This is a genomic window from Escherichia sp. GZ89 (genome assembly GCF_019366485.1).
Taxonomy (GTDB): Bacteria; Pseudomonadota; Gammaproteobacteria; order Enterobacterales; family Enterobacteriaceae; genus Escherichia; species Escherichia fergusonii.
In genome coordinates this window covers 75,027-96,663 of sequence record NZ_JAEOHX010000003.1, presented here as the reverse complement: position 1 = coordinate 96,663, position 21,637 = coordinate 75,027, and the positions used below count along the sequence as shown (strand labels likewise).

Genomic DNA, 21,637 nt, shown 5'->3' with positions numbered 1-21,637 from the left:
CAGGTCAAATTATCTCGGGGGGGGACGACAGGGATGGAGTAAGCCCGATAAGGCGCTTTAGCGTCGCATCGGGCAATCTACAAAAGGGGTGACTTAGTAGTAAGAGTGTTCGCCGCGCTGGTGTTCGGTGAGATCGCGTACACCTTTCAGTTCCGGGAACTCGTTCAGCAGCTGCTTCTCGATCCCTTCTTTCAGCGTCACATCGACCATTGAACAACCGTTACAGCCGCCGCCAAATTGCAGAATGGCGTAACCGTCTTCGGTGATTTCCATCAGCGAAACACGACCGCCGTGACCGGCAAGTTGCGGGTTGATCTGCGATTGCAGCATATACTCCACACGCTCCATCAGCGGCGCATCGTCTGCTACTTTACGCATTTTGGCGTTCGGGGCTTTCAGCGTCAGCTGAGAACCCAACTGGTCGGTAACAAAGTCGATCTCTGCATCTTCCAGGTAAGGAGCGCTTAATTCATCAACATACGCGGTCAGCAGGTCAAATTTCAGGGCAGTGTCGGTGGCTTCCACAGCGTCCGGCGGACAATAAGAAACACCACATTCAGCGTTAGGCGTGCCAGGGTTAATCACAAATACGCGGATTTGTGTCCCTTCTTCCTGATTTGCCAGCAGTTTGGCAAAGTGCGCTTGTGCAGCATCGGAAATACGGATCATAGTAAATGGCCTAATAGTTGACTATTTTAGTTGGTTATAATACGCCCATCATCGAGGCTCTACAAGGTTCGACAAAGGCACCAGACCTGGACTGTCGCCGCACCATTGCGTAAAAGCAGCTGCGCAATTTCTGCGACGGTACTTCCAGTGGTAACGACATCATCCACAATCACCATATGGCGACCTTGCACAGGCAATTCAAGGCGAAAGGCATTTTTCAGGTTGCGCTTGCGCAGCCGGGCGCTGAGAAAATGCTGGGTCGCGGTGGCCCGTGTACGCGTGACGGCTTCGCTATCCCATTGGCAGTGCAACCAGCGTGATAACGGTTGACACAGCAAATCGCTCTGATTAAATCCCCGACGCCAATGACGCCGCTGCCATAACGGAACGCTGATGATGCGATCAGGCAGTTGCAAGCCGGTGGTGCGACGGGCGTGTAAGACTTCCAATAGTAACAGACGTGACAGGGCGCTGGCGATTTCGCTGCGCCGGGAAAACTTAAGCTGGTGTATAAGCGGACTTAATGGCGGCGCATAGTCGGCAACCGTGACCAGTCTTTGCCAGGGTGGCGGTTTTTGCAGGCAGCGACCGCAGGGAAGATGGGAGTGTGTGGCAGGTAATCCACATTGTGGGCATAACGTTTTATCTGTACGGGTGGCGCGTGAGCAGACCGAACAAATCCCCCAATGACCTAACGCCAGGGGCATTCGGCATAGCCAGCATAATCCCGGTACTGTTAGCATATGTTCATCCTTGTAAGTAAAAAGAGAACAATAGCGGATGAATAACATCTGGTGGCAGACCAAAGGTCAGGGGAATGTTCATCTTGTGCTGCTGCACGGATGGGGACTGAATGCCGAAGTGTGGCGTTGCATTGATGAGGAACTTAGCTCGCATTTTACGCTGCACCTTGTTGATCTGCCCGGTTTCGGGCGCAGCCGGGGATTTGGTGCGATGTCGCTTGCTGATATGGCCGAAGTCGTGCTGCGACAGGCACCTGATAAAGCCATTTGGCTAGGCTGGAGTCTGGGCGGGCTGGTGGCAAGCCAGATTGCGTTAACCCATCCCGAGCGTGTTCAGGCGATAGTCACCGTTGCGTCATCACCGTGTTTTAGTGCTCGTGACGAGTGGCCGGGGATAAAACCGGACGTGCTGGCAGGTTTCCAGCAGCAACTCAGTGATGATTTTCAGCGTACAGTGGAGCGGTTCCTGGCGTTACAAACCATGGGTACTGAAACGGCACGCCAGGATGCGCGAGCGCTGAGGAAAACCGTTCTGGCGTTACCGATGCCGGAGGTCGACGTGCTTAATGGCGGGCTGGAAATTCTGAAAACGGTCGATCTCCGCCAGCCGCTGCAACACGTACCAATGCCATTTTTGCGATTGTATGGTTATCTCGACGGCCTGGTGCCGCGCAAAGTGGTGCCGATGCTGGATAAACTCTGGCCACACAGCGAGTCGTACATCTTCGCCAAAGCGGCCCATGCGCCGTTTATTTCGCATCCGGACGAGTTTTGTCACCTGCTGGTGGCGTTCAAGCAGAGGGTGTAGACAGCTTTTGAAATGGCGAGACAGAACTTTACTGGCTCGCCGCAGCCAACTCCTCTTCTGACACCCCGGTAAATCGCATGATGTCTGCAAGAGGGACTCCGGATTACAGCATTCTTTTGGCGATATCCAGGGCTTCCAGGCGTCGACCCAATAAATAACCAATCAGGTAACTAATAAGATATTCTCTTTCTGCATCTGTCATTAAACCATCCTTAACGTTATTGATGATTTATTTCAGCAAGGTCTTCAACCGTCAGGCTGGTAAATCGCAGAACGTCCTCAAGAGAGACTCCGGCATCCAGCATGGTTTTGGCAATATTTAGGGCGTTGGTACGTATACCTTTCTGAAACCCTTCTTGCCGCAATCTTTCCGCAATAGTCATTAAACTCTCCTTGTGTTTCGGTGAACGTTCGGCCACACCATCGATAAAATCGTTAAAACGTACTGCATCGCCAGTTTGCAGTATGTAATTAAACAGCCCTTTGATTTGTCTGTCATTAGCGTATCCACTACTTAATAAGCAGGCCATTTGCTCTACCAGCCCCATCAGGTCGCGTTGACGTATATGTTTTTGAATTAGCTCCAGCAGCGCCATGCGCCGGTGCTGCATGATTTCATCATCAGGCATGACAGTGACATCAATCAGCGGAAATGCAGAGGCATAAAGCTGTCTGGCCAGTTTGGGATCGGCGAAACAATCCAGCCAACACAGTGAATAGGGATATGGGCTTTCAATGCCGTGGTAAAACAACAATGGCACCACCATCGGCAACGTTTTGTATCCGGCATCCAGGTGATTTTGCATTGCGGCAATGGCGTAACGCATCATGCGAAATGCGATCAGTTTGTTTGAGGTGCTTTGATGTTCAATCAGACAATAGATATATCCCGGTCCTTGTTCCGTTTTCACCGACCACAGCACGTCGGAATAGCTTTCACGCAGATCGTCATCAATAAAGCTGCTCGACTCCAGCTTGAGGGTTTTCATATCACAGAGCGCGTGAATAGGTGCCGGTAAATGGAACGCAAGAAAATCGCGTGCCGTGTCCGGTTGGCGTAAAAAGAGTTTGAACAGCGCATCGTGTGGGGTGGAACTCTGCTTTTTGCTCATGGCGTTCCTTCACCTGTTGTTTGAATGCCGCGACTCTACGCGCCACTCCACACCTGTGCATTAGCGAGTTTTCATCCCTGCGAGACGCTTTCAGAGGAACTTACGTTGTACTGCAAGAGTTGCATTTTTATGGAAAGCCGCACGCAAAAAAGCCCGGTTGCAAACGCATACCGGGCTTTCAAAACAGGTAGTAAAACAAGGTTAACGTAACGCCCACCACTCACGCAGACAGGCTTTGCCTTCCGGGCAGCTTTTACAACTCCCGGAGAGGCAGCCGTCAGGTTCTTCCTGAATCCGCACGGCTTTGCCCATACTTTCCAGCTGTTGCAGCATGGCGTTAATCATGGGTTGCGGGGTGTTCAGTGTCTGGCTTATCTGGGCCGCTTCCATACGGCCCCGTAACGCCAGCAAATCACGCACCTGAATAAGTGAAGCCATTAGTGGCAATCGCCAGTGGTGCTGGCTGCACAGCAACTGCTTACCGATTTGCGTGTTGCCAGCAGTTCGATATCGACCCGGCTACGCGCGCGACGCAGCAAACCGATAACCACGATGTTAAACAGGATAACCGCCAGAATGCATACCAGGCTGTAGGTTGGATGCTGGCTGTAGCTGGCGACCTGGTAGAACAATGTTGCCAACGAGTAAGCGATATTTAGCCCCCACAGGATGGAGAAGCCCATCCAGCCACGGCTGGATTCACGCGCGATAGCGCCCATCACCGAGATACACGGTACATACAGCAGAACGAAAATCAGGTAGCTGTAAGCAGCTGCTGCGCTTCCAAATTTCTGATCCATCACGCCCATCGCTCCGGTACCCATTTCACCGTCGCCTTTGCTCGCTTCAATGGGGTTCATCAGTACGCTAAGACTGAAGGTGTCTTTCAGGCTCTGCCAGGTTTCATCTACCGCGCTGAATAGCTCTTCACCGAGGTTAAATTCCGCCGGATTGAACTCTTCGTCCTGAATATTTTCTGCGGTGTAGAGGGTGTTGAGCGTACCCACTACCACTTCTTTCGCCATTGCGCCCGTGAACAGGCCAACCGTTGCCTGCCAGTTATCTTCATGTACACCAATCGGCTTGAAAACTGGGGTGATCACCCGGCTGACAGAAGCCAGTGCCGAGTCGTTGATGTTATCGACGATTTTCCCGCTCAACGAGAAGCTGTTGAATGCGCTCAGGAAAATGCTGACGATAATAATCACTTTACCCGCACGCAGAACGAAGCCTTTCAGACGCTGCCAGGTCTGGATAAACAGACTTTTAACGTGCGGTACATGGTAGACCGGCAGCTCCATGACAAACGGCGTCGCTTCACCGCGCATGATGGTGTACTTGAGCATCAGGCCAGTCAGCACCGCCATCACAATACCGATGACATACAGCGAGAAGACCGCCAGTGCGCCATTCTGCCCGAAGAAGGCAGCCGCAAATACTGCGAAGATAGCCAGACGCGCGCCGCAGGACATAAACGGTGCCATCATAATGGTCATCAGACGCTCACGCGGTGCATCAAGCGTACGTGCGCCCATTACCGACGGTACGTTACAACCGAAACCAACGATCAGCGGTACAAAGGATTTCCCGGGCAAGCCCAGCGCCTGCATCAGACGGTCCATCACAAACGCCGCACGCGCCATATAGCCGGAGTCCTCGAGGAAGGAGAGGAACAGGTACATCATGCCGATCTGTGGCACCAGTGGCAGAACGGTGTTAATACCGCCACCCAAGCCCTGGGCGAGGAAGATAGTCAGCCAGTCCGGGAAGTGGAGCGTGTAGCCAATCCACTGAATACCATGCACAAATAGCGCCACGGAGCCGACGTCAAACAGCGGCTGTAACGCCCCGCCGATGTTGATAGCCAGCAGGAACATCAGGTACATCACAAAGAGGAAAATCGGCAGACCGAGGAAACGGTTGAGCACGATTTTATCTACCGCAGTGGTGAAACGGCTGGGTTCTGCCGTCAGGGTGTTGCTTACCACATCACAGATGGCAGCAATGCACTGGTAACGCGCATCGGCAATGTGCAGCGCCGGATCGTCCATCTCATTACGCAGACGGGCGAGGGCGGCATCAAGATGCTGCGACGCTTCACCGGCGTAGGCGCGGCTGTAGATATCGCCTTCCAGCATTTGCAGGCCCAGCCAGCGACGTTGTTTCAGCGGGATGTCGGAAGGCATCACTTTTGCCAGTGAATCTGCTTCGTTGAGCAGCGGCTGTGCGTAATGCACCAGTTCCACATTGTCGTTAGCTTTATAGCGGTCAATCGCCAGCTTGAGCGCTTCAATACCCCGACCACGGGTTGATACCAGCGGGATCACCGGGCAGCCAAGACGTGCCGACAGCGCATCAATTTCAATGCGAATATTTTGCTTCTCGGCAATGTCGAGCATATTCAGCGCCACGATGCTGGGAATGCCGAGTTCCAGCAGTTGCAGTGTCAGGTACAGGTTACGCTCAAGATTTGAAGCATCCACCACGTTAATCAGCAGATCGGCGTCACCACTCAAAATATAGTGGCAGGCGATTTGCTCATCGAGCGAGGTCTGCGATGAGATGGTGGTCAGAGAATAGGTGCCGGGCAGGTCCACCAGCGTGACCTGATGATCGGTGGTGGAGAATTGCCCTTCTTTACGTTCGACGGTAACGCCAGCCCAGTTACCTACACGCTGACGTGCACCAGTGAGCTGGTTAAATAACGTTGTCTTGCCAGAATTTGGATTACCAATTAAGCCAATGGTTAATTTTTTCATTGTTGTTCTCACTGTATTAACAGGAAACCGCTTCAACTTCTAATAAGGCCAGATCTTTTTTGCGTAATACCAGGCTTACACGACGGGTTTCGATATGAATGGGATCGCCGAGTGGAGCAACGCGCACCACATTAAAAGAAGAGCCTGGCAACATACCCAGAGAAAGCAGTTTTTGGCGATATGCCGGGCTGATTTCACGGGCAAAGCCGGTAATTTTCCACGTAGTATCTGGAGTGTATTGCATAGGTGCCTACTTGTTTCTCACAAACTGGATAACTACCTCATGGGGCGTTTGACAGCGACATGAGACCAGATGATTCGCCAACGAAGGAGAGATTAAATAATCAACATCACAATGATAATGAGAATGGTTTCTATCAGCAATACTTAAAATGTGTGCGAATGTTGGTTTAGATAATAATCTGCGTGAATGTTGATGTGGCTCAAGGTTATATCGGAGCAAAATATAATTTGGATGATGAATTATTAGGACAGGTTAATGTTTGATTAAAGTTTTAATTGTTAATGTGATGATAAATATTGCCGGAATATATTGTGAGTTTCGCTGTGGAATAAAAAGGCCGGAGATATTCTCCGGCACTTTTATGTCTCGTTAGGCGTTCGTTGCCAGATGCGGCGTGAACGCCTTATCGCGCAGGTTTAGGGGCTAATCAGGGCGTTTAACGTTTTTTGCCCATTGCCGCCGCCAGCGCATCCATCATCGCGCTGTTACCGGTAGGCTGCGCTTCACGACCGCGTGGTTTGGCTGCCGGGCGGTTGTTTTGCGGGCGTTCATTACCGCCCCCGCGACGGGCGTTGGTTTCGCCAGGTTGCTCGTCCAGACGCATAGTCAGGGCGATACGTTTACGCTGAAGATCCACTTCCAGCACTTTCACCTTCACAATGTCGCCCGCTTTCACCACGGTATGCGGATCTTCCACAAACTTGTTCGACAATGAAGAGATGTGAACCAGGCCGTCCTGATGTACGCCAATATCAACAAAAGCACCAAAATTGGTGACGTTGGTCACCGCACCTTCGAGGATCATCCCCGGTTGCAGGTCGTTCATTGTCTCGACGCCATCGGCAAACTGGGCGGTTTTAAATTCCGGACGCGGATCGCGACCCGGTTTTTCCAGCTCTTTGATGATGTCGGTTACCGTCGGCACACCGAATTTCTCATCAGTAAAGTCAGACGCTTTCAGGTTACGCAGTTCGCTGCTGTTACCCATCAGATCTTTCAGTGCCTGCTGCGTTGCTGCCAGAATGCGTTCCACCACCGGATAGGCTTCCGGGTGAACAGTAGAGGCATCCAGCGGGTTGTCACCGTGGTTAATGCGCAAGAAGCCTGCGCACTGCTCGAAGGCTTTTGGTCCCAGGCGGCTGACTTTTAACAGTTGCTGACGGTTCTGGAACTGGCCGTTCTCATCGCGCCAGGCCACAATGTTTTGCGCCATCATACGCGTCAGACCCGCCACGCGGGTTAACAGCGGAACGGAAGCGGTGTTGAGATCGACGCCAACGGCGTTTACGCAGTCTTCTACTACTGCGTCAAGCTTGCGGGCCAGCTGCGTCTGGCTGACGTCATGCTGATACTGACCTACGCCGATAGATTTCGGATCGATTTTCACCAACTCCGCCAGCGGATCCTGCAAACGACGGGCGATAGACACTGCGCCACGCAGCGAAACATCGAGATCCGGGAACTCCTGCGCCGCCAGTTCGGAAGCCGAGTAAACCGACGCGCCTGCTTCGCTGACGATCACTTTCTGTGCGGTCACTTTCGGAAACTGCTTCTGAACGTCGAGATAGAAACGCTCAGTTTCGCGGGAAGCCGTACCGTTACCGATTGCCACCAGTTCAACGTTATGTTTTTCACACAAGGCAGCAACGGTCATCGCTGCTTTTGCGGCTTGTCCGGTGTGCGGGTAAATGGTGTCGGTCGCCACCAGTTTACCCGTCGCATCGACTACCGCCACTTTTACCCCAGTACGCAGACCCGGATCGAGGCCCATCGTTGCACGCAGTCCGGCAGGGGCCGCCATCAGAAGATCGTGCAGGTTACGGGCAAAGACGTTGATTGCTTCATCTTCCGCGCGTTCACGCACTGTGCCCATCAGTTCGGTTTCCAGATGCATCAGCACCTTGATGCGCCAGGTCCAGCTCACCACGCCTTTGCGCCAGCTATCCGCCGGGGCATTGTTCAGGCGCAGACCGAGGTGATCCATGATGATTTGCTCGCAATAGCTCTCTTTTGGCGGCTCATCGAACTGCGGATCGGCATTCAGCGAAAGCTGGAGTACGCCTTCGTTACGCCCACGGAACATCGCCAGCGCGCGGTGAGAAGGCACCGTTGACAGCGGTTCGTGATGATCGAAATAGTCGCGGAATTTCGCCCCTTCTTCTTCTTTACCGTTCACCACCGTAGAAACCAAATGCGCGTTCTTCCATAAATAATCACGCACTTTCGCCAGCAGCGCGGCATCTTCGGCAAACCGTTCCATCAGGATATAGCGTGCGCCGTCCAGCGCGGCTTTGGTATCTGCTACGCCTTTATCGGCATCAACATATTGTGCAGCGGCGACTTCTGGCGTGTGCGACGGATCGTTCCACAGCAGGTCGGCCAACGGCTCAAGCCCTGCTTCAATAGCAATTTGCCCGCGGGTGCGGCGTTTAGGTTTGTAGGGCAGGTAGAGGTCTTCGAGTTCGGTTTTACTTAAGGTGGCGTTGATAGCATTCGCCAGCTCGTCGGTCAGTTTGCCTTGCTCGGAAATGGACTTGAGGATTGCCTGACGTCTCTCTTCCAGCTCGCGTAGATAGCTCAGACGCGTTTCCAGATTACGCAACTGCGTGTCATCCAGACCGCCGGTGATTTCCTTACGATAACGTGCGATAAACGGCACGGTATTCCCTTCGTCAAGCAGGCGAACGGCAGCGTCAACCTGTTCCGGGCGCGCCTGAATTTCACCCGCAATAATGCGGCAGAACGAATCATTCATCATGGTTTGAGTTCATCTTTTCGGATCAAAAATCAGGGGATAGTTATACGGACTGGCTGGCAAAAATGCCAGCCATCGGCAGGAGGTTAAGACTCTTCCTTACGGTTTCACGTACTCGATAGCATTAACATACCAGCTCGCTTCCCCGGCAGGGGTATTGACCACTGCCAGATCGCCCACTTCTTTTTTCAGCAATGCGCGGGCCATTGGGGAATCGATAGAGATGTAATCTTTACGGCCAAAAATTTCATCGTAGCCGACAATACGGAAACGGTGAGTCACGCCATCGTCGTTTTCAATCTCCACCCATGCGCCAAAAAAGACTTTGCCTTCCTGTTGCGGGGAGTAATCGACGATTTTGAGATTTTCCATGCATTTAGTGAGATAGCGCACGCGACGGTCGATTTCACGCAGACGCTTTTTATTATACTGATAGTCAGCATTTTCGCTGCGGTCGCCCAGACTTGCAGCCCAGGTCACTTTTTTTGTGACCTCCGGGCGCTCTTCACGCCAGAGATAATTTAGCTCTTGTTTGAGTTTTTCATACCCTTCCCGGGTAACCAGGGGCGTTTTCATCTCGTTGATTCCCTTTGTCTGTTTGATAATGCGCACATTGGGTATAACGTGATCATATCAACAGAATCAATAATGTTTCGCCGAATAAATTGTATACTTAAGCTGCTGTTTAATATGCTTTGTAACAATTTAGGCTGAAATTCATACCAGATTTAGCTGGTGACGAACGTAAGCTTTTTTAAGAATACACGCTTACAAATTGTTGCGAACCTTTGGGAGTACAAAGAATGCAAGAGAACTACAAGATTCTGGTGGTCGATGACGACATGCGCCTGCGTGCGCTGTTGGAACGTTATCTCACCGAACAAGGCTTCCAGGTTCGAAGCGTCGCTAATGCAGAACAGATGGATCGCCTGCTGACTCGTGAATCTTTCCATCTTATGGTACTGGATTTGATGTTACCTGGTGAAGATGGCTTGTCGATTTGCCGACGTCTTCGTAGCCAGAGCAACCCGATGCCGATCATTATGGTGACGGCGAAAGGGGAAGAAGTGGATCGTATCGTTGGCCTGGAGATTGGCGCTGACGACTACATTCCAAAACCGTTTAACCCGCGTGAACTGCTGGCCCGCATTCGTGCGGTGCTGCGTCGTCAGGCGAACGAACTGCCGGGTGCGCCGTCACAGGAAGAGGCGGTAATTGCTTTCGGTAAGTTCAAACTCAACCTCGGGACGCGTGAAATGTTCCGCGAAGATGAACCGATGCCGCTTACCAGCGGTGAATTTGCGGTACTGAAGGCGCTGGTCAGCCATCCACGTGAGCCGCTCTCCCGCGATAAGCTGATGAACCTTGCCCGTGGCCGTGAATATTCCGCAATGGAACGTTCCATCGACGTGCAGATCTCGCGTCTGCGCCGCATGGTGGAAGAAGATCCGGCGCATCCGCGTTACATTCAGACCGTTTGGGGTCTGGGCTACGTTTTCGTGCCGGACGGTTCTAAAGCATGAGGCGATTGCGCTTCTCGCCACGAAGTTCATTTGCCCGTACGTTATTGCTCATCGTCACCTTGCTGTTCGTCAGCCTGGTGACGACTTATCTGGTGGTGCTGAACTTCGCGATTTTGCCGAGCCTCCAGCAGTTTAATAAAGTCCTCGCGTACGAAGTGCGTATGTTGATGACCGACAAACTGCAACTGGAGGACGGCACGCAGTTGGTTGTGCCTCCCGCTTTCCGTCGGGAGATCTACCGTGAGCTGGGGATCTCTCTCTATTCCAACGAAGCTGCCGAAGAGGCCGGGCTGCGTTGGGCACAACACTATGAATTCTTAAGCCATCAGATGGCGCAGCAACTGGGCGGCCCGACGGAAGTGCGCGTTGAGGTTAACAAAAGCTCGCCTGTCGTCTGGCTGAAAACCTGGCTGTCGCCCAATATTTGGGTTCGCGTGCCGCTGACCGAAATTCATCAGGGCGATTTTTCTCCGCTGTTCCGGTATACGCTGGCGATTATGCTATTGGCGATAGGCGGGGCGTGGCTGTTTATCCGTATCCAGAACCGACCGTTGGTCGATCTCGAACACGCAGCCTTGCAGGTGGGTAAGGGGATTATTCCGCCGCCGCTGCGTGAGTATGGCGCTTCGGAGGTGCGTTCCGTTACCCGCGCCTTTAACCATATGGCGGCTGGTGTTAAGCAACTGGCGGATGATCGCACGCTGCTGATGGCAGGGGTAAGCCACGACTTGCGCACGCCGCTGACACGTATTCGTCTGGCGACCGAGATGATGAGCGAGCAGGATGGCTACCTGGCAGAATCGATCAATAAAGATATCGAAGAGTGCAATGCCATCATTGAACAGTTTATCGACTACCTGCGCACCGGGCAGGAGATGCCGATGGAAATGGCGGATCTCAACGCAGTGCTCGGTGAGGTGATTGCTGCCGAAAGTGGCTATGAGCGGGAAATTGAAACCGCGCTTTACCCCGGTAGCATTGAAGTGAAAATGCACCCGCTGTCGATCAAACGCGCGGTGGCGAATATGGTGGTGAACGCTGCTCGTTACGGCAATGGCTGGATCAAAGTCAGCAGCGGCACGGAGCCGAATCGCGCCTGGTTCCAGGTGGAAGACGACGGTCCGGGAATTGCGCCGGAACAGCGTAAGCACCTGTTCCAGCCGTTTGTCCGCGGCGACAGTGCGCGCACCATTAGCGGCACTGGGCTAGGCTTGGCGATTGTGCAGCGTATCGTGGATAACCATAACGGCATGCTGGAGCTTGGCACCAGCGAGCGGGGCGGGCTTTCCATTCGCGCCTGGCTGCCAGTGCTGGTAACGCGGGCGCAGGGCACGACAAAAGAAGGGTAAATAAAACGGGAGGCGAAGGTGCCTCCTGTTTTTAGATTGTTTTCAATTGATTGATAATGAAAGGGTTCGCTTGCAAAAGCAGGAGCAATTTTCGGGGTGCTCCGGTAGGTTGACGGCGTTTGGTTTCCCAGCTTTTGACCAGGTCATAACTTACCCCTACAGCGACAGCAAAATCTTGCTGACGTAAGCCCGTTGCTTCACGGATCGCTTTTACATCGATTTCGCTAAAAGTATGGACGTGCTCTGGTTCAGGCGTTTCTTCACCCTTTTCGATGCGTACCATTTCTTCTGCGCTGGCAAGAAGATCAGCAAATAATTCATCTTTCATCTGTTTTCAATGCCTCCGTTGGCATTTCACCATGGTGGAATTTGTGGAGCTTCAACATTAAAGCAGCTTCTCGGACAATAGTTTCAATGCCTTTTTTTGTTCTTCTGTTAAATCATCCTGTTCATTTTTAGGATAAATCAACGCCAGATAAATTCGGCCATTGCGTGTTACGTTGTAATAAATTATCCGAATGCCACCCCGTTTCCCCATTCCAGAACGGTTCCAGCGAATTTTTCTAAAACTGCCTGTGCCTGCGATAATGTCACCGGCAGTGGGATCTTGAATGAGTAGTTCCTGAAAAGCCCGGAACTCATCATCAGGCAACAATAACTGGCGGCGTTTGCTAAATCCTTGTAGTTCAATAAACGTGAACATTATGCATCCTGCGGTCTATTGGTAATTATAAGTGTACCTTGTACATATTGGTAGCTCATTAGATATAAAAAACCCCTTATCCGTTTGGATAAGGGGCCAGTTAGATATCAGCCGATTACAGTTTTGGACCAGCCGCTACCAGCGCGGCACCCGCAGGGGTGTCGGTGTATTTATCGAAATTGTCGATAAACAGTTTCGCCAGAGTTTCGGCTTTTTCCTGCCACTGTTCAGGAGAAGCGTAGGTGTTACGCGGATCGAGGATCTTCGTGTCTACGCCTGGCAGTTCGGTTGGGATTGCCAGGTTAAACATCGGCAAAGTGAAGGTTTCTGCGTTATCCAGCGAACCGTTGAGGATGGCGTCGATAATGGCGCGGGTATCTTTAATGGAGATACGTTTGCCAGTGCCGTTCCAGCCAGTGTTAACCAGATATGCCTGCGCACCCGCCGCTTGCATACGTTTCACCAGCACTTCTGCGTACTGAGTTGGGTGCAGCGACAGGAACGCCGCGCCGAAGCAAGCGGAGAAGGTTGGCGTCGGTTCGGTGATGCCGCGCTCTGTACCGGCCAGTTTGGCGGTGAAGCCAGAGAGGAAGTGGTACTGGGTTTGATCGGCAGTCAGACGAGAAACCGGTGGCAGTACGCCAAAGGCGTCTGCGGTCAGGAAGATAACTTTAGTTGCGTGGCCCGCTTTGGAAACCGGTTTAACGATGTTATCGATGTGATAGATCGGATAAGAAACGCGGGTGTTCTCGGTTTTTGAACCATCGTCAAAATCGATAGTACCATCTTCACGTACGGTGACGTTTTCCAGCAGCGCATCGCGGCGGATAGCGTTGTAGATTTCAGGTTCTGCTTCCTTCGACAATTTAATGGTTTTCGCGTAGCAGCCACCTTCGAAGTTAAACACGCCGTCGTCATCCCAGCCGTGCTCGTCATCGCCAATCAGGCGACGTTTCGGGTCGGTGGAAAGGGTGGTTTTACCGGTGCCGGAAAGGCCAAAGAACACCGCAACATCGCCTTTCTCGCCAACGTTGGCGGAGCAGTGCATAGAAGCGATGCCTTTCAGCGGCAGCAGGTAGTTCATCATTGAGAACATCCCTTTCTTCATTTCGCCGCCGTACCAGGTGCCGCCAATCAGCTGCATACGTTCAGTTAAGTTAAACGCCACGAAGTTTTCAGAGTTTAGACCCTGTTCTTTCCACTGTGGGTTAGTGCATTTTGCGCCGTTCATAACGATAAAGTCTGGCTCAAAATCTACCAGTTCTTCATCCGTTGGGCGGATAAACATGTTTTTGACGAAATGCGCCTGCCAGGCCACTTCGGTAATGAAACGTACGGAAAGACGGGTGTCAGCGTTTGCGCCGCAGAAGGCGTCAACGACGAAAAGACGTTTGCCAGAAAGTTGGTTGGTTACAAGGCCTTTCAGATGCTGCCAGGTTTCTGGAGAAAGTGGTTTGTTGTCGTTCTTGCCTTTACCTTTATCAGCCCACCAGAAAGTATCACGCGTGGTGTCATCGCGGACAATATACTTGTCTTTCGGTGAACGACCAGTAAAGACGCCAGTGTCGACAGCCACGGCACCCAAATTGGTCAACACACCGCGCTCGTATCCTTTCAGGTTCGGGTCCAGCTCTTCCTGAAATAAAAGGTCGTAGCTCGGGTTGTAAACGATATCCTGAACGTCGTTGATACCATAAGCCATGAGATCCTGCGGGGTTAAACTTTTGTTCACGCGCATTTCACTGCTCCTTAGCCAATATGTATTACCTGAAATATTAAGGGTATTTGAGGGGTGTTAACCGCGACAAGGCTCATAGATTTAAGTATCTCGACAAAATCACGTTCCATAAAACGCTGTGACTCCTGTCACGAAACGGCGCTTATTATGTCAGAAAACCTTTTTATGTTGAGGAAAATGTTCTTAAAAGGTTAAAAAATGGTGTTTTTGTCGGGAATAATGTGAGTGTAATCGCATTCACCAGAGTAATGTTGCAAACGATACATTTAAAGTATCGATTCACCTCGACAGGCGTTTTTCTGAAAAAAAATCTTTGAAATCTCTTAATTGCGCTTGAATGCGATAATTAATTTTTCTCCTGGTCATGGAACAGAACATGGATAGTACAGAGCTTTCACTTAAAACACTCTGGGGTATGGCGTTAACCGGTTTGATTCAGGGAGGCATATGCTACCTGTTGATGACTTATCTGGTGCCCATTCATGACAGTTGGTTGTTCTTTGGTTTGCCCGCAACGCTGGCTATTTCGCTAACGCTACTGCTTACAGTGGTTTCTTTTAAACAACGTGCATTGTGGGGTTGGCTGGCAGTAATCGCCTTTGTTGTTCTGGCGCTGTCATGGTGGCAGAAATACAACGCTGAAGGCATGGACAGGTGGCAACAGTATGAGATGCTGTTTTTATTTGGTTGCCGTTTATTATTTATGGCGTTGCTGGCACTTCCCTGGTTGCAGTACCGTCTGCATGAGGGTAAAGGCATACCTTCCTATTCTTATTTTTATAACCAGCTTTGGCATAACGCTCTGACTGTTTTTGTCTTTATTGTCCTGCAAGGTCTTGTGTGGCTGGTCTTACTGCTGTGGAGTTCATTGTTCAGGCTGGTTGGTATCTATTTTTTCAAAACACTTTTTTTTGATAGTGAGTGGTTTCTGTACATTACTACTGGTCTGATTACCGCGCTGGCGGTGATTCTTGCACGTACTCAACCACGTTTAATTACTGCCATTCAAAAGCTGCTGACACTTATCGCCACTGGGTTATTGCCGCTGGTTTCTGTTCTGGCATTGTTATTTATTGTTACCTTGCCCTTTACTGGGCTGGAGATGATCTCAGAACGTATTTCTGCGACTGCTTTACTCTCCATTCTGGCGCTAATCTTACTGTTACTAATGGCGATTGTGCGGGAACCGCAAAAAAGTTCGCTACCTTACCCCATTGCTTTGCGTTGTGTTATCAAAGCTTCTCTGCTAATCGCCCCCGTGTTTGTTCTTCTTGCAGGGTGGGCATTGTGGCTTCGTATTCATCCCTATAGCTGGACGCCAGAGCGGCTGTACGGTGCGCTGACGGTACTGGTATTACTCATCTGGTCGGTAGGATATGTAGCGAGCATTGTGCGTCGTGGGTGCAATCCACTTCTGCTGCAAGGCAAAGTGATCCTTGCACTTTCCTTGTTCATTTTTACCATTTTATTGCTACTCAGTTCTCCGGTGCTTGATGTTCAACGCATCAGTGTAAATAGTCATATGGCGCGTTATCAAAGTGGCAAAATCACCGCAGATCAGGTCAGCTTGTATATGCTGCAACGTAACGGCAGAGCAGGGCGTGAAGCGCTGGAAAAGCTGGCGAAAGATGACACGTTTACCAGTGACAATAAGCGAGCAGGACAACTCGCACGGATACTGAAAAACAGTGACGATGATACCTTTGTTGTCACAGCTGAATTATTAGCCAAAATGGTGACTATTGCTCCAGGTAGTCAGACGCCAGATAAAGAATTCTGGGAAGGCGTTATGGAGTACCGATATCGTGTCATATCTTGCAATAAACCAGATAGATGCGTCATTGTTAGTCAGGATCTCAATACTGATGGTAAGCCAGAGCAGGTGTTGTTTACATTCGGTGATCGTGAGCTGAGTAGTGATGTGCTGGTCTTCGGTTATGAAGAGCACAAGTGGAAGCTGATTGAAACGTTGATGGCGCCATCAGGTTTGACACGTGATCGACTATTAAAAGCAGTGGCTGAGAATAAAATTGGTGCCATACCGCAGGTCCGGCAGGATCTCACTGTGGATGGTAAACGACTGAAAAGGTCATATTAAGATTAGGTCCGGCAGAGTTATCTCTGCCGGATTTCATGATTAATGTACTTGCGGGTCTGCCGGAGACGCATTGTTGCGGATCTCGGCAATATCCATTGCATTGAACAGATAGTGGTTACCGCAGTAATCGCAATGCATGTCAATTTCGCCTTCTTCCGCCAGAATGCTATCCACTTCTTCATCCGGCAATGTTTTTAGCGCGTCGGCGCAACGTTCACGCGAGCAGGTGCATTTGAATTCAACATCCTGCGGATCGTAAACCGTCACCTCTTCTTCGTGATACAAACGCCACAACACTTCGTTTGCCGGTAAGGTCAGCAGTTCTTCGGTTTTGATGGTTTCGGTTAGCGTCGCCAGATGGTCGAAGTCGTCCTGCTGGGCATTTTGTGCAGGCATTATCTGCAACAACATACCGCCCGCAGCCGGTTTGCCGTCTACGTCGCCGGTGCGAATAAACAGGCGCGTCGGCAGCTGTTCAGAACGCATAAAGTAATCTTCCAGGCAGGCCGCCAGGGTATCACCTTCCAGACCAACCACGCCCTGATAGCGTTCGCCTTCGCTCGGGGTGATGGTGATCACCACGTAACCATTGCCGACCAGCGTTTTCAGGTCGGCATTTTCCGGAATTTCGCCCTGTACGCGCGCGACGCCACGCATCTGCTGTTTGTTGTTTCCGTTGATGACCGCCAGACTCATCGGGCCGTCGCCTTGCAGCTGTACGGTGATATCACCATCAAATTTTAGCGTAGCGGTTAACAGGCTGGTCGCAACCAGCAATTCTGCCAGCACGTTTTTAACGGGCTGCGGATAATCGTGATTCTCAAGGATCTGTTGCAGGGTTTCCGAAACGGTTACCAGTTCGCCGCGAACGGCAAAGTTTTCAAACAGATAGCGATGTAATTGGTCATGTTGCGGCATAATCATCTCTCTTGCAGGTGACAGTTATTCACTGTCGCCGTGTTTAAATCGTAACAGGTCGCGGCGCTCTTTTTTGTCCGGGCGTCGGTCCGGGTGCGGCATGGTTAAGGCATTAAGTTTACGTGCCAGCGCCATTTTTTCGCGTTTCTCTACACTTTCTGCAGTCTCTTCATACAGCAAGACTGCCTCGCTGGCGGGGCGACGCTGTTCAGTAATCGCCTTTACAATCACCGTGCGTTCGTCATTTCCCTGGCGCAGAGTGAGCGTGGCATTCAGCTCGACGATTTTGCTTGGCTTGCTGCGCTGCCCGTTGTAGTGCACCTTACCGCCTTCGATCATTTCGCGGGCCAGCGCGCGGGTTTTATAAAAACGGGCGGCCCATAGCCATTTATCCAGTCGAACCTCAACAGCAGGTTTTTCTTTCATGGCGTCTCCTTCACATTAGCGAGGGGATCAGGCGGCGGTAGTCATTCAGTGACGGATGGCGCTGATACTGTTTCTCGGCAATCCCGGAATCGGGGTTTGTGACACCGAGGCAGTAACGAATACCAAATTGTGCGGCAGCATCGAGAATCGCTTCGCTGTCATCAATAAACAGCGTTCTTTCAGCTTTCAGACCCGTAGCTTCGGCCACCGCATGCCATAACCGCTGATCCTCTTTCGGATAACCAAATGTGTGGGTGGAAAGTAATAAATCAAGGTGTGCGTCCAGACCGGTATGCTCAAGTTTTACCGCCAGGTTATGCGGATGAGCATTGGTGAGCAAAATTCGTTGCTTACCACTGGCTTTCAGTGCCTCAAGAAACGGAATGGTATCTTCACGCAGTACGGCACGCGGTCCCATCTCGGTGGTCATCGCACAGATATCCAGACCCAGTTGCTCACTCCAGTAATCAAGACAGTACCAGTTTAGCGTATGCTGCACGTCGTGATATTGCTGGCGCATATAGTCCATCGCTTCCTGTGGCGTGACCCCGTTTTTCGCCCCCCATGTTTCAGGCACCAGCTTTTGCCAGAAATAGTTATCGAAGGCGAGGTCGAGCAACGTGCCGTCCATATCCAGCAGAACGGTATCTACGTCCTGCCAGGCAATGTTGATATGCATGAGGGAAATCTCCAGAGTGAAGCAATTTGCGCGACAGGGTAGCATAACCTGCCGCGCAAACGTGTTATTCAATAAGGCTTTCTGAAGAGGTAATCAGTTGCGGATTCAGGCAGCTTTCATAATAGGCCTGAATCTCCATCATCCTGGTGCGATGACGTTGATAACGACGCCACGCCTGCACGCCATTATAGATGGCGCTACCCAGCATCGTCAGTAACAGCAATGTAGTACCGAGATAACGCCACAGGCCGGAACGGTCAGGAATTGGATGCAGACTAATATGTTTGGTGCCATTGGCGTCAGTAAAGATATTCGTGACAATGCCTTCTGCGTTAAACGGGGTGTGCATGAGCATTTGCGCCAGTTTCTGGAAAGCATTCCACTGTTCTTGCGGCGGATAGTCGTAAAGTGAAGCCGAAGGCCAGGGTTGATCGACAAAATCACTGCCCTCATCACTGACAATCAAAAAGCCTCCAGGGGCCGGGCTATTGAGTGATTGAGCTGCGCGCGCAGTTTCGCGGGTAATAAACGGTGCCGTTGACGTCGTCACCAGATTGTCCAGTGATTCGGCGCTTACCGGACGCAACAGTACGTTCACACCGTCGAGTTTTCCGGCGTTAGCGCGTTTCACCAATGCTTCCCAGTCTTTACTATTACCCAGGTTGACCAGGGCATTTTTTAATCGTACGCAATCATCCTTGGCTGCGCACAGATCTGCCGTCTTCAGTACAAGATCGCCAAAATCATCAAGCAGTACCATGCCGGATTTTTGAATTGCTGAGCGTAAAGTTGCGCTGACGCGAGATTCATCTTCCGATTTCGGATGCAGCTGTCGGTTAACAGCTTCGGTCAGCGCCATGGCCTTGTTAACTAACTCAGATTCTGGCAGTGGTAAAGAACGGGCGTCATTCCAGATAATTTGTGAGCAGTCAAACGGTATAAACGGTGAGTTAGCCTGTGCTGTCCAGGTTCCTGCCGTGCGTATGTTACACATACCTGTTCCGCGCAAATGGAGTGTATCTCCCACACGCACGCCTGAATCTGCAAGTTGCCTGACGCTGGTAGCCTCAATGGTCTGTGCACCTTTCATCCATGAAAGCGTAAATTTAAGAGGCATATCCAGTGGGATCCAGAACAACAGCATGACCAGCACAAGTAATGAACCGGCTGCAATAACTGTGCTACGCAGCCAGTGTTGAAGCGGGAAGTTTTTCACTTCGTCATGCAACGAAAGGAAACGCCCCTGCCGCACCACATGACGGTCGAGGTAGATGTCGATATCCGTCTGCTGCCCCAGATCCGGGGTAATATAAGGCTGCCAGTGAGTGGGGTAGATCAGGTCGATGATACCGAGTGAAATATTGTTGATCTGCTCCTGATCGTTTTCACCAAACAGGCCCCAACGACGCGGAGTGCCGCGCAGACAGTGGATCTCTCGCAGTGAAGATTTCGCTGGTGGTGCAAAAAGCCCCCATAACCCCGCACCCAACAGCAATATTGCGCCACCAGCCAGCCAGGGCACAAACACATCCGGGGTAATCAGACAGAAAAAAAACAGCAAGAACGACGCAACAACCAACAATGCCTCCCGCAGTCCACGTGGGCGGCTGAGCGCATACTCTTCATGTGTTTCTTTACGGATGTTAAGCAACTCGATCTGCTCACTCTCTTCCCCACGAATAGATGCCTGGGTAGAAGAAACCGGTTGTAACGCATAGCCGCGAGTTTCTTGCATATACTCTTGTAGCGTATGGCCGTTGAGGGAAATTACCAGTGGTAGCGAATCGGTATGAATCAATTCAACGTTATTTTCGTCGTTGATGTACTGCTCCCAGAAGGGCGGCAGATGCACTTCCACGGAATCGAGGTAGTAGCGCCATTTGTTGGGATCGTCGGTCGAGATACCGTAACGTGTGATGGAGTGCGTAAGAATAACCACGTTGTTGCTTTCGTCAGTCAGAGAAAGCGATACAGGCGCGGCACTGGCCCCCGTCGGGCCTGGCACCCGCTGAGTTTCACTCAGATTTTCGAGATAATTTTCGACCGCACTGCGTTCTTCAGTGCTAAGTTTACGTGTGTCCGCTTGTGGAAAGGCGTTTGCCCAGCTGACTGGCCCCCGTCGGGCTCGTAATCGCAGTAGCCACCCTGCAAGTAGTGAGCAGGCCAGCAAAGCAACGACAAAAATCAAAATGGTGCTCATGCGTTCCCCATCTTACTTAGTCTTTCAGGTGTGATTGGTCGCACCCAGCACATTATGCGTGATTCTGTGGTTGGCTATCGGCAAGCGTGGAGTTGAACTTGAGCATTTTTAAGCGCATCCCATTGAGTGCAAAGCATAGCAAAACCACCAAAGGCGGAATATCAGCAAATTCCTGGAGTTATTTCAACCTATTGACTTTTAATTTGATTTGAGAATTAACTTTTATCAGGTTACATAAATGTAAATAATCAGCGATTCACATTGCCGGAACCGTGCTCTGTATCGCACAATGACAACAGATTTCACTGAAAAGATTCCCACAATGAGCAAATCATTACAAAAACCCACCATCCTGAATGTTGAAACTGTGGCGCGATCCCGACTGTTTAATGTCGAGAGTGTGGATCTGGAGTTCAGCAATGGCGTGCGCCGTGTCTATGAACGGATGCGTCCTTCCAATCGGGAAGCGGTAATGATTGTACCTATTATTGACGATCATCTTATTCTGATCCGGGAATATGCGGTGGGAACGGAATCCTATGAACTGGGCTTTTCGAAAGGGCTGATTGATCCCGGCGAAAGCGTTTATGAAGCTGCTAACCGGGAGCTTAAAGAAGAAGTGGGATTTGGTGCCAATGATCTGACTTTTTTGAAGAAACTCAGCATGGCCCCGTCTTACTTTTCCAGCAAAATGAATATCGTGGTAGCGCAGGATCTCTACCCGGAATCGCTGGAAGGCGATGAGCCAGAACCTCTGCCGCAAGTTCGCTGGCCGCTGGCTCATATGATGGATTTGCTTGAAGATCCTGACTTCAATGAAGCGCGCAATGTCAGTGCGCTTTTCCTCGTGCGCGAGTGGTTGAAGGGGCAGGGGCGGTTGTAAATACGAGGAACTTACTTGATGCGCCAGGCT

General features: G+C 51.2%; 20 protein-coding genes. 5 read left to right on the top strand and 15 right to left on the bottom strand.

Annotation, left to right across the window (positions count from 1 at the left end; genetic code table 11):
• Positions 1 to 93: 93 nt before the first annotated feature.
• Both nfuA and gntX read right to left on the bottom strand, forming a co-directional pair.
• Positions 94 to 669, bottom strand: a complete 576-nt coding sequence (nfuA, locus tag K0335_RS06930; protein ID WP_000619389.1) for a Fe-S biogenesis protein NfuA — start codon at positions 667 to 669, stop codon at positions 94 to 96.
• A 59-nt stretch (positions 670 to 728) separates the two neighbouring features.
• Positions 729 to 1,412, bottom strand: a complete 684-nt coding sequence (gene gntX, locus K0335_RS06925) for a DNA utilization protein GntX (protein ID WP_000958727.1) — start codon at positions 1,410 to 1,412, stop codon at positions 729 to 731.
• A gap of 37 nt (positions 1,413 to 1,449) precedes the next feature.
• Between gntX and bioH the strand changes: the two genes are divergently transcribed.
• Positions 1,450 to 2,220 (top strand): pimeloyl-ACP methyl ester esterase BioH, encoded by a 771-nt coding sequence (gene bioH, locus K0335_RS06920; RefSeq protein WP_001060105.1) that lies wholly within the window; start codon positions 1,450 to 1,452, stop codon positions 2,218 to 2,220.
• A 218-nt stretch (positions 2,221 to 2,438) separates the two neighbouring features.
• Here bioH and rpnA read toward each other — a convergent pair whose 3' ends face one another.
• The 6 genes from rpnA to greB form a co-directional block, all read right to left on the bottom strand.
• Positions 2,439 to 3,332 (bottom strand): recombination-promoting nuclease RpnA, encoded by an 894-nt coding sequence (gene rpnA / locus K0335_RS06915; protein WP_000039065.1) that lies wholly within the window; start codon positions 3,330 to 3,332, stop codon positions 2,439 to 2,441.
• Between the two features lie 201 nt (positions 3,333 to 3,533).
• Positions 3,534 to 3,770, bottom strand: coding sequence for a [Fe-S]-dependent transcriptional repressor FeoC (feoC, locus tag K0335_RS06910; RefSeq protein WP_000157586.1), 237 nt, complete (start codon positions 3,768 to 3,770; stop codon positions 3,534 to 3,536).
• Positions 3,770 to 6,091: a Fe(2+) transporter permease subunit FeoB gene (gene feoB / locus K0335_RS06905; protein WP_104920401.1), complete on the bottom strand. Its 2,322-nt coding sequence runs from the start codon at positions 6,089 to 6,091 to the stop codon at positions 3,770 to 3,772. Before feoB ends, feoC begins: the two co-directional genes overlap by 1 nt.
• Positions 6,092 to 6,107: 16 nt before the next feature.
• Positions 6,108 to 6,335: a ferrous iron transporter A gene (gene feoA, locus K0335_RS06900; RefSeq protein WP_001200457.1), complete on the bottom strand. Its 228-nt coding sequence runs from the start codon at positions 6,333 to 6,335 to the stop codon at positions 6,108 to 6,110.
• Between the two features lie 436 nt (positions 6,336 to 6,771).
• The gene (locus K0335_RS06895) at positions 6,772 to 9,093 is read right to left on the bottom strand and encodes a Tex family protein (protein WP_104920400.1); all 2,322 of its coding nucleotides are present in this window, start codon (positions 9,091 to 9,093) and stop codon (positions 6,772 to 6,774) included.
• Positions 9,094 to 9,189: 96 nt separating this feature from the next.
• Complete coding sequence (gene greB / locus K0335_RS06890; protein ID WP_000856744.1) at positions 9,190 to 9,666, bottom strand: transcription elongation factor GreB; 477 nt, start codon at positions 9,664 to 9,666, stop codon at positions 9,190 to 9,192.
• Between the two features lie 227 nt (positions 9,667 to 9,893).
• Here greB and ompR point away from each other — a divergent pair, with 227 nt between their 5' ends.
• Together ompR and envZ are read left to right on the top strand one after the other, a co-directional pair.
• Complete coding sequence (ompR, locus tag K0335_RS06885) at positions 9,894 to 10,613, top strand: two-component system response regulator OmpR (protein WP_001157751.1); 720 nt, start codon at positions 9,894 to 9,896, stop codon at positions 10,611 to 10,613.
• Positions 10,610 to 11,962, top strand: coding sequence for a two-component system sensor histidine kinase EnvZ (gene envZ / locus K0335_RS06880; protein ID WP_001253706.1), 1,353 nt, complete (start codon positions 10,610 to 10,612; stop codon positions 11,960 to 11,962). Before ompR ends, envZ begins: the two co-directional genes overlap by 4 nt.
• Before the next feature lie 31 nt (positions 11,963 to 11,993).
• On the opposite strand, the gene nadS is transcribed toward envZ, so the two are convergent.
• The 3 genes from nadS to pckA all read right to left on the bottom strand — a co-directional run bounded on the left by nadS (position 11,994) and on the right by pckA (position 14,403).
• On the bottom strand, positions 11,994 to 12,290 hold the full coding sequence (nadS, locus tag K0335_RS06875) for a NadS family protein (RefSeq protein ID WP_000650976.1): 297 nt from the start codon (positions 12,288 to 12,290) through the stop codon (positions 11,994 to 11,996).
• A gap of 57 nt (positions 12,291 to 12,347) precedes the next feature.
• Entirely contained in the window at positions 12,348 to 12,665 is a 318-nt protein-coding gene (locus K0335_RS06870) for a type II toxin-antitoxin system RelE/ParE family toxin (RefSeq protein ID WP_000493754.1), read from the bottom strand.
• Positions 12,666 to 12,780: 115 nt separating this feature from the next.
• A complete protein-coding gene (pckA, locus tag K0335_RS06865; protein WP_001265634.1) occupies positions 12,781 to 14,403 on the bottom strand; it encodes a phosphoenolpyruvate carboxykinase (ATP) in 1,623 nt (540 codons plus the stop codon).
• 376 nt (positions 14,404 to 14,779) lie between these two features.
• Here pckA and K0335_RS06860 point away from each other — a divergent pair, with 376 nt between their 5' ends.
• Entirely contained in the window at positions 14,780 to 16,501 is a 1,722-nt protein-coding gene (locus K0335_RS06860; RefSeq protein ID WP_176912995.1) for a DUF4153 domain-containing protein, read from the top strand.
• 39 nt (positions 16,502 to 16,540) lie between these two features.
• Here the strand turns inward: K0335_RS06860 and hslO are convergent, their stop codons facing one another.
• The 4 genes from hslO to igaA form a co-directional block, all read right to left on the bottom strand.
• Positions 16,541 to 17,419 (bottom strand): Hsp33 family molecular chaperone HslO, encoded by an 879-nt coding sequence (gene hslO / locus K0335_RS06855; protein ID WP_015953784.1) that lies wholly within the window; start codon positions 17,417 to 17,419, stop codon positions 16,541 to 16,543.
• A 24-nt stretch (positions 17,420 to 17,443) separates the two neighbouring features.
• The gene (hslR, locus tag K0335_RS06850) at positions 17,444 to 17,845 is read right to left on the bottom strand and encodes a ribosome-associated heat shock protein Hsp15 (RefSeq protein ID WP_000660487.1); all 402 of its coding nucleotides are present in this window, start codon (positions 17,843 to 17,845) and stop codon (positions 17,444 to 17,446) included.
• A gap of 10 nt (positions 17,846 to 17,855) precedes the next feature.
• A complete protein-coding gene (gene yrfG, locus K0335_RS06845; protein WP_002431764.1) occupies positions 17,856 to 18,524 on the bottom strand; it encodes a GMP/IMP nucleotidase in 669 nt (222 codons plus the stop codon).
• Between the two features lie 64 nt (positions 18,525 to 18,588).
• A complete protein-coding gene (igaA, locus tag K0335_RS06840) occupies positions 18,589 to 20,724 on the bottom strand; it encodes an intracellular growth attenuator protein IgaA (RefSeq protein ID WP_000104107.1) in 2,136 nt (711 codons plus the stop codon).
• Between the two features lie 322 nt (positions 20,725 to 21,046).
• Here igaA and nudE point away from each other — a divergent pair, with 322 nt between their 5' ends.
• Positions 21,047 to 21,607, top strand: coding sequence for an ADP compounds hydrolase NudE (nudE, locus tag K0335_RS06835; RefSeq protein ID WP_000045733.1), 561 nt, complete (start codon positions 21,047 to 21,049; stop codon positions 21,605 to 21,607).
• The last annotated feature ends 30 nt before the right edge of the window (positions 21,608 to 21,637 follow it).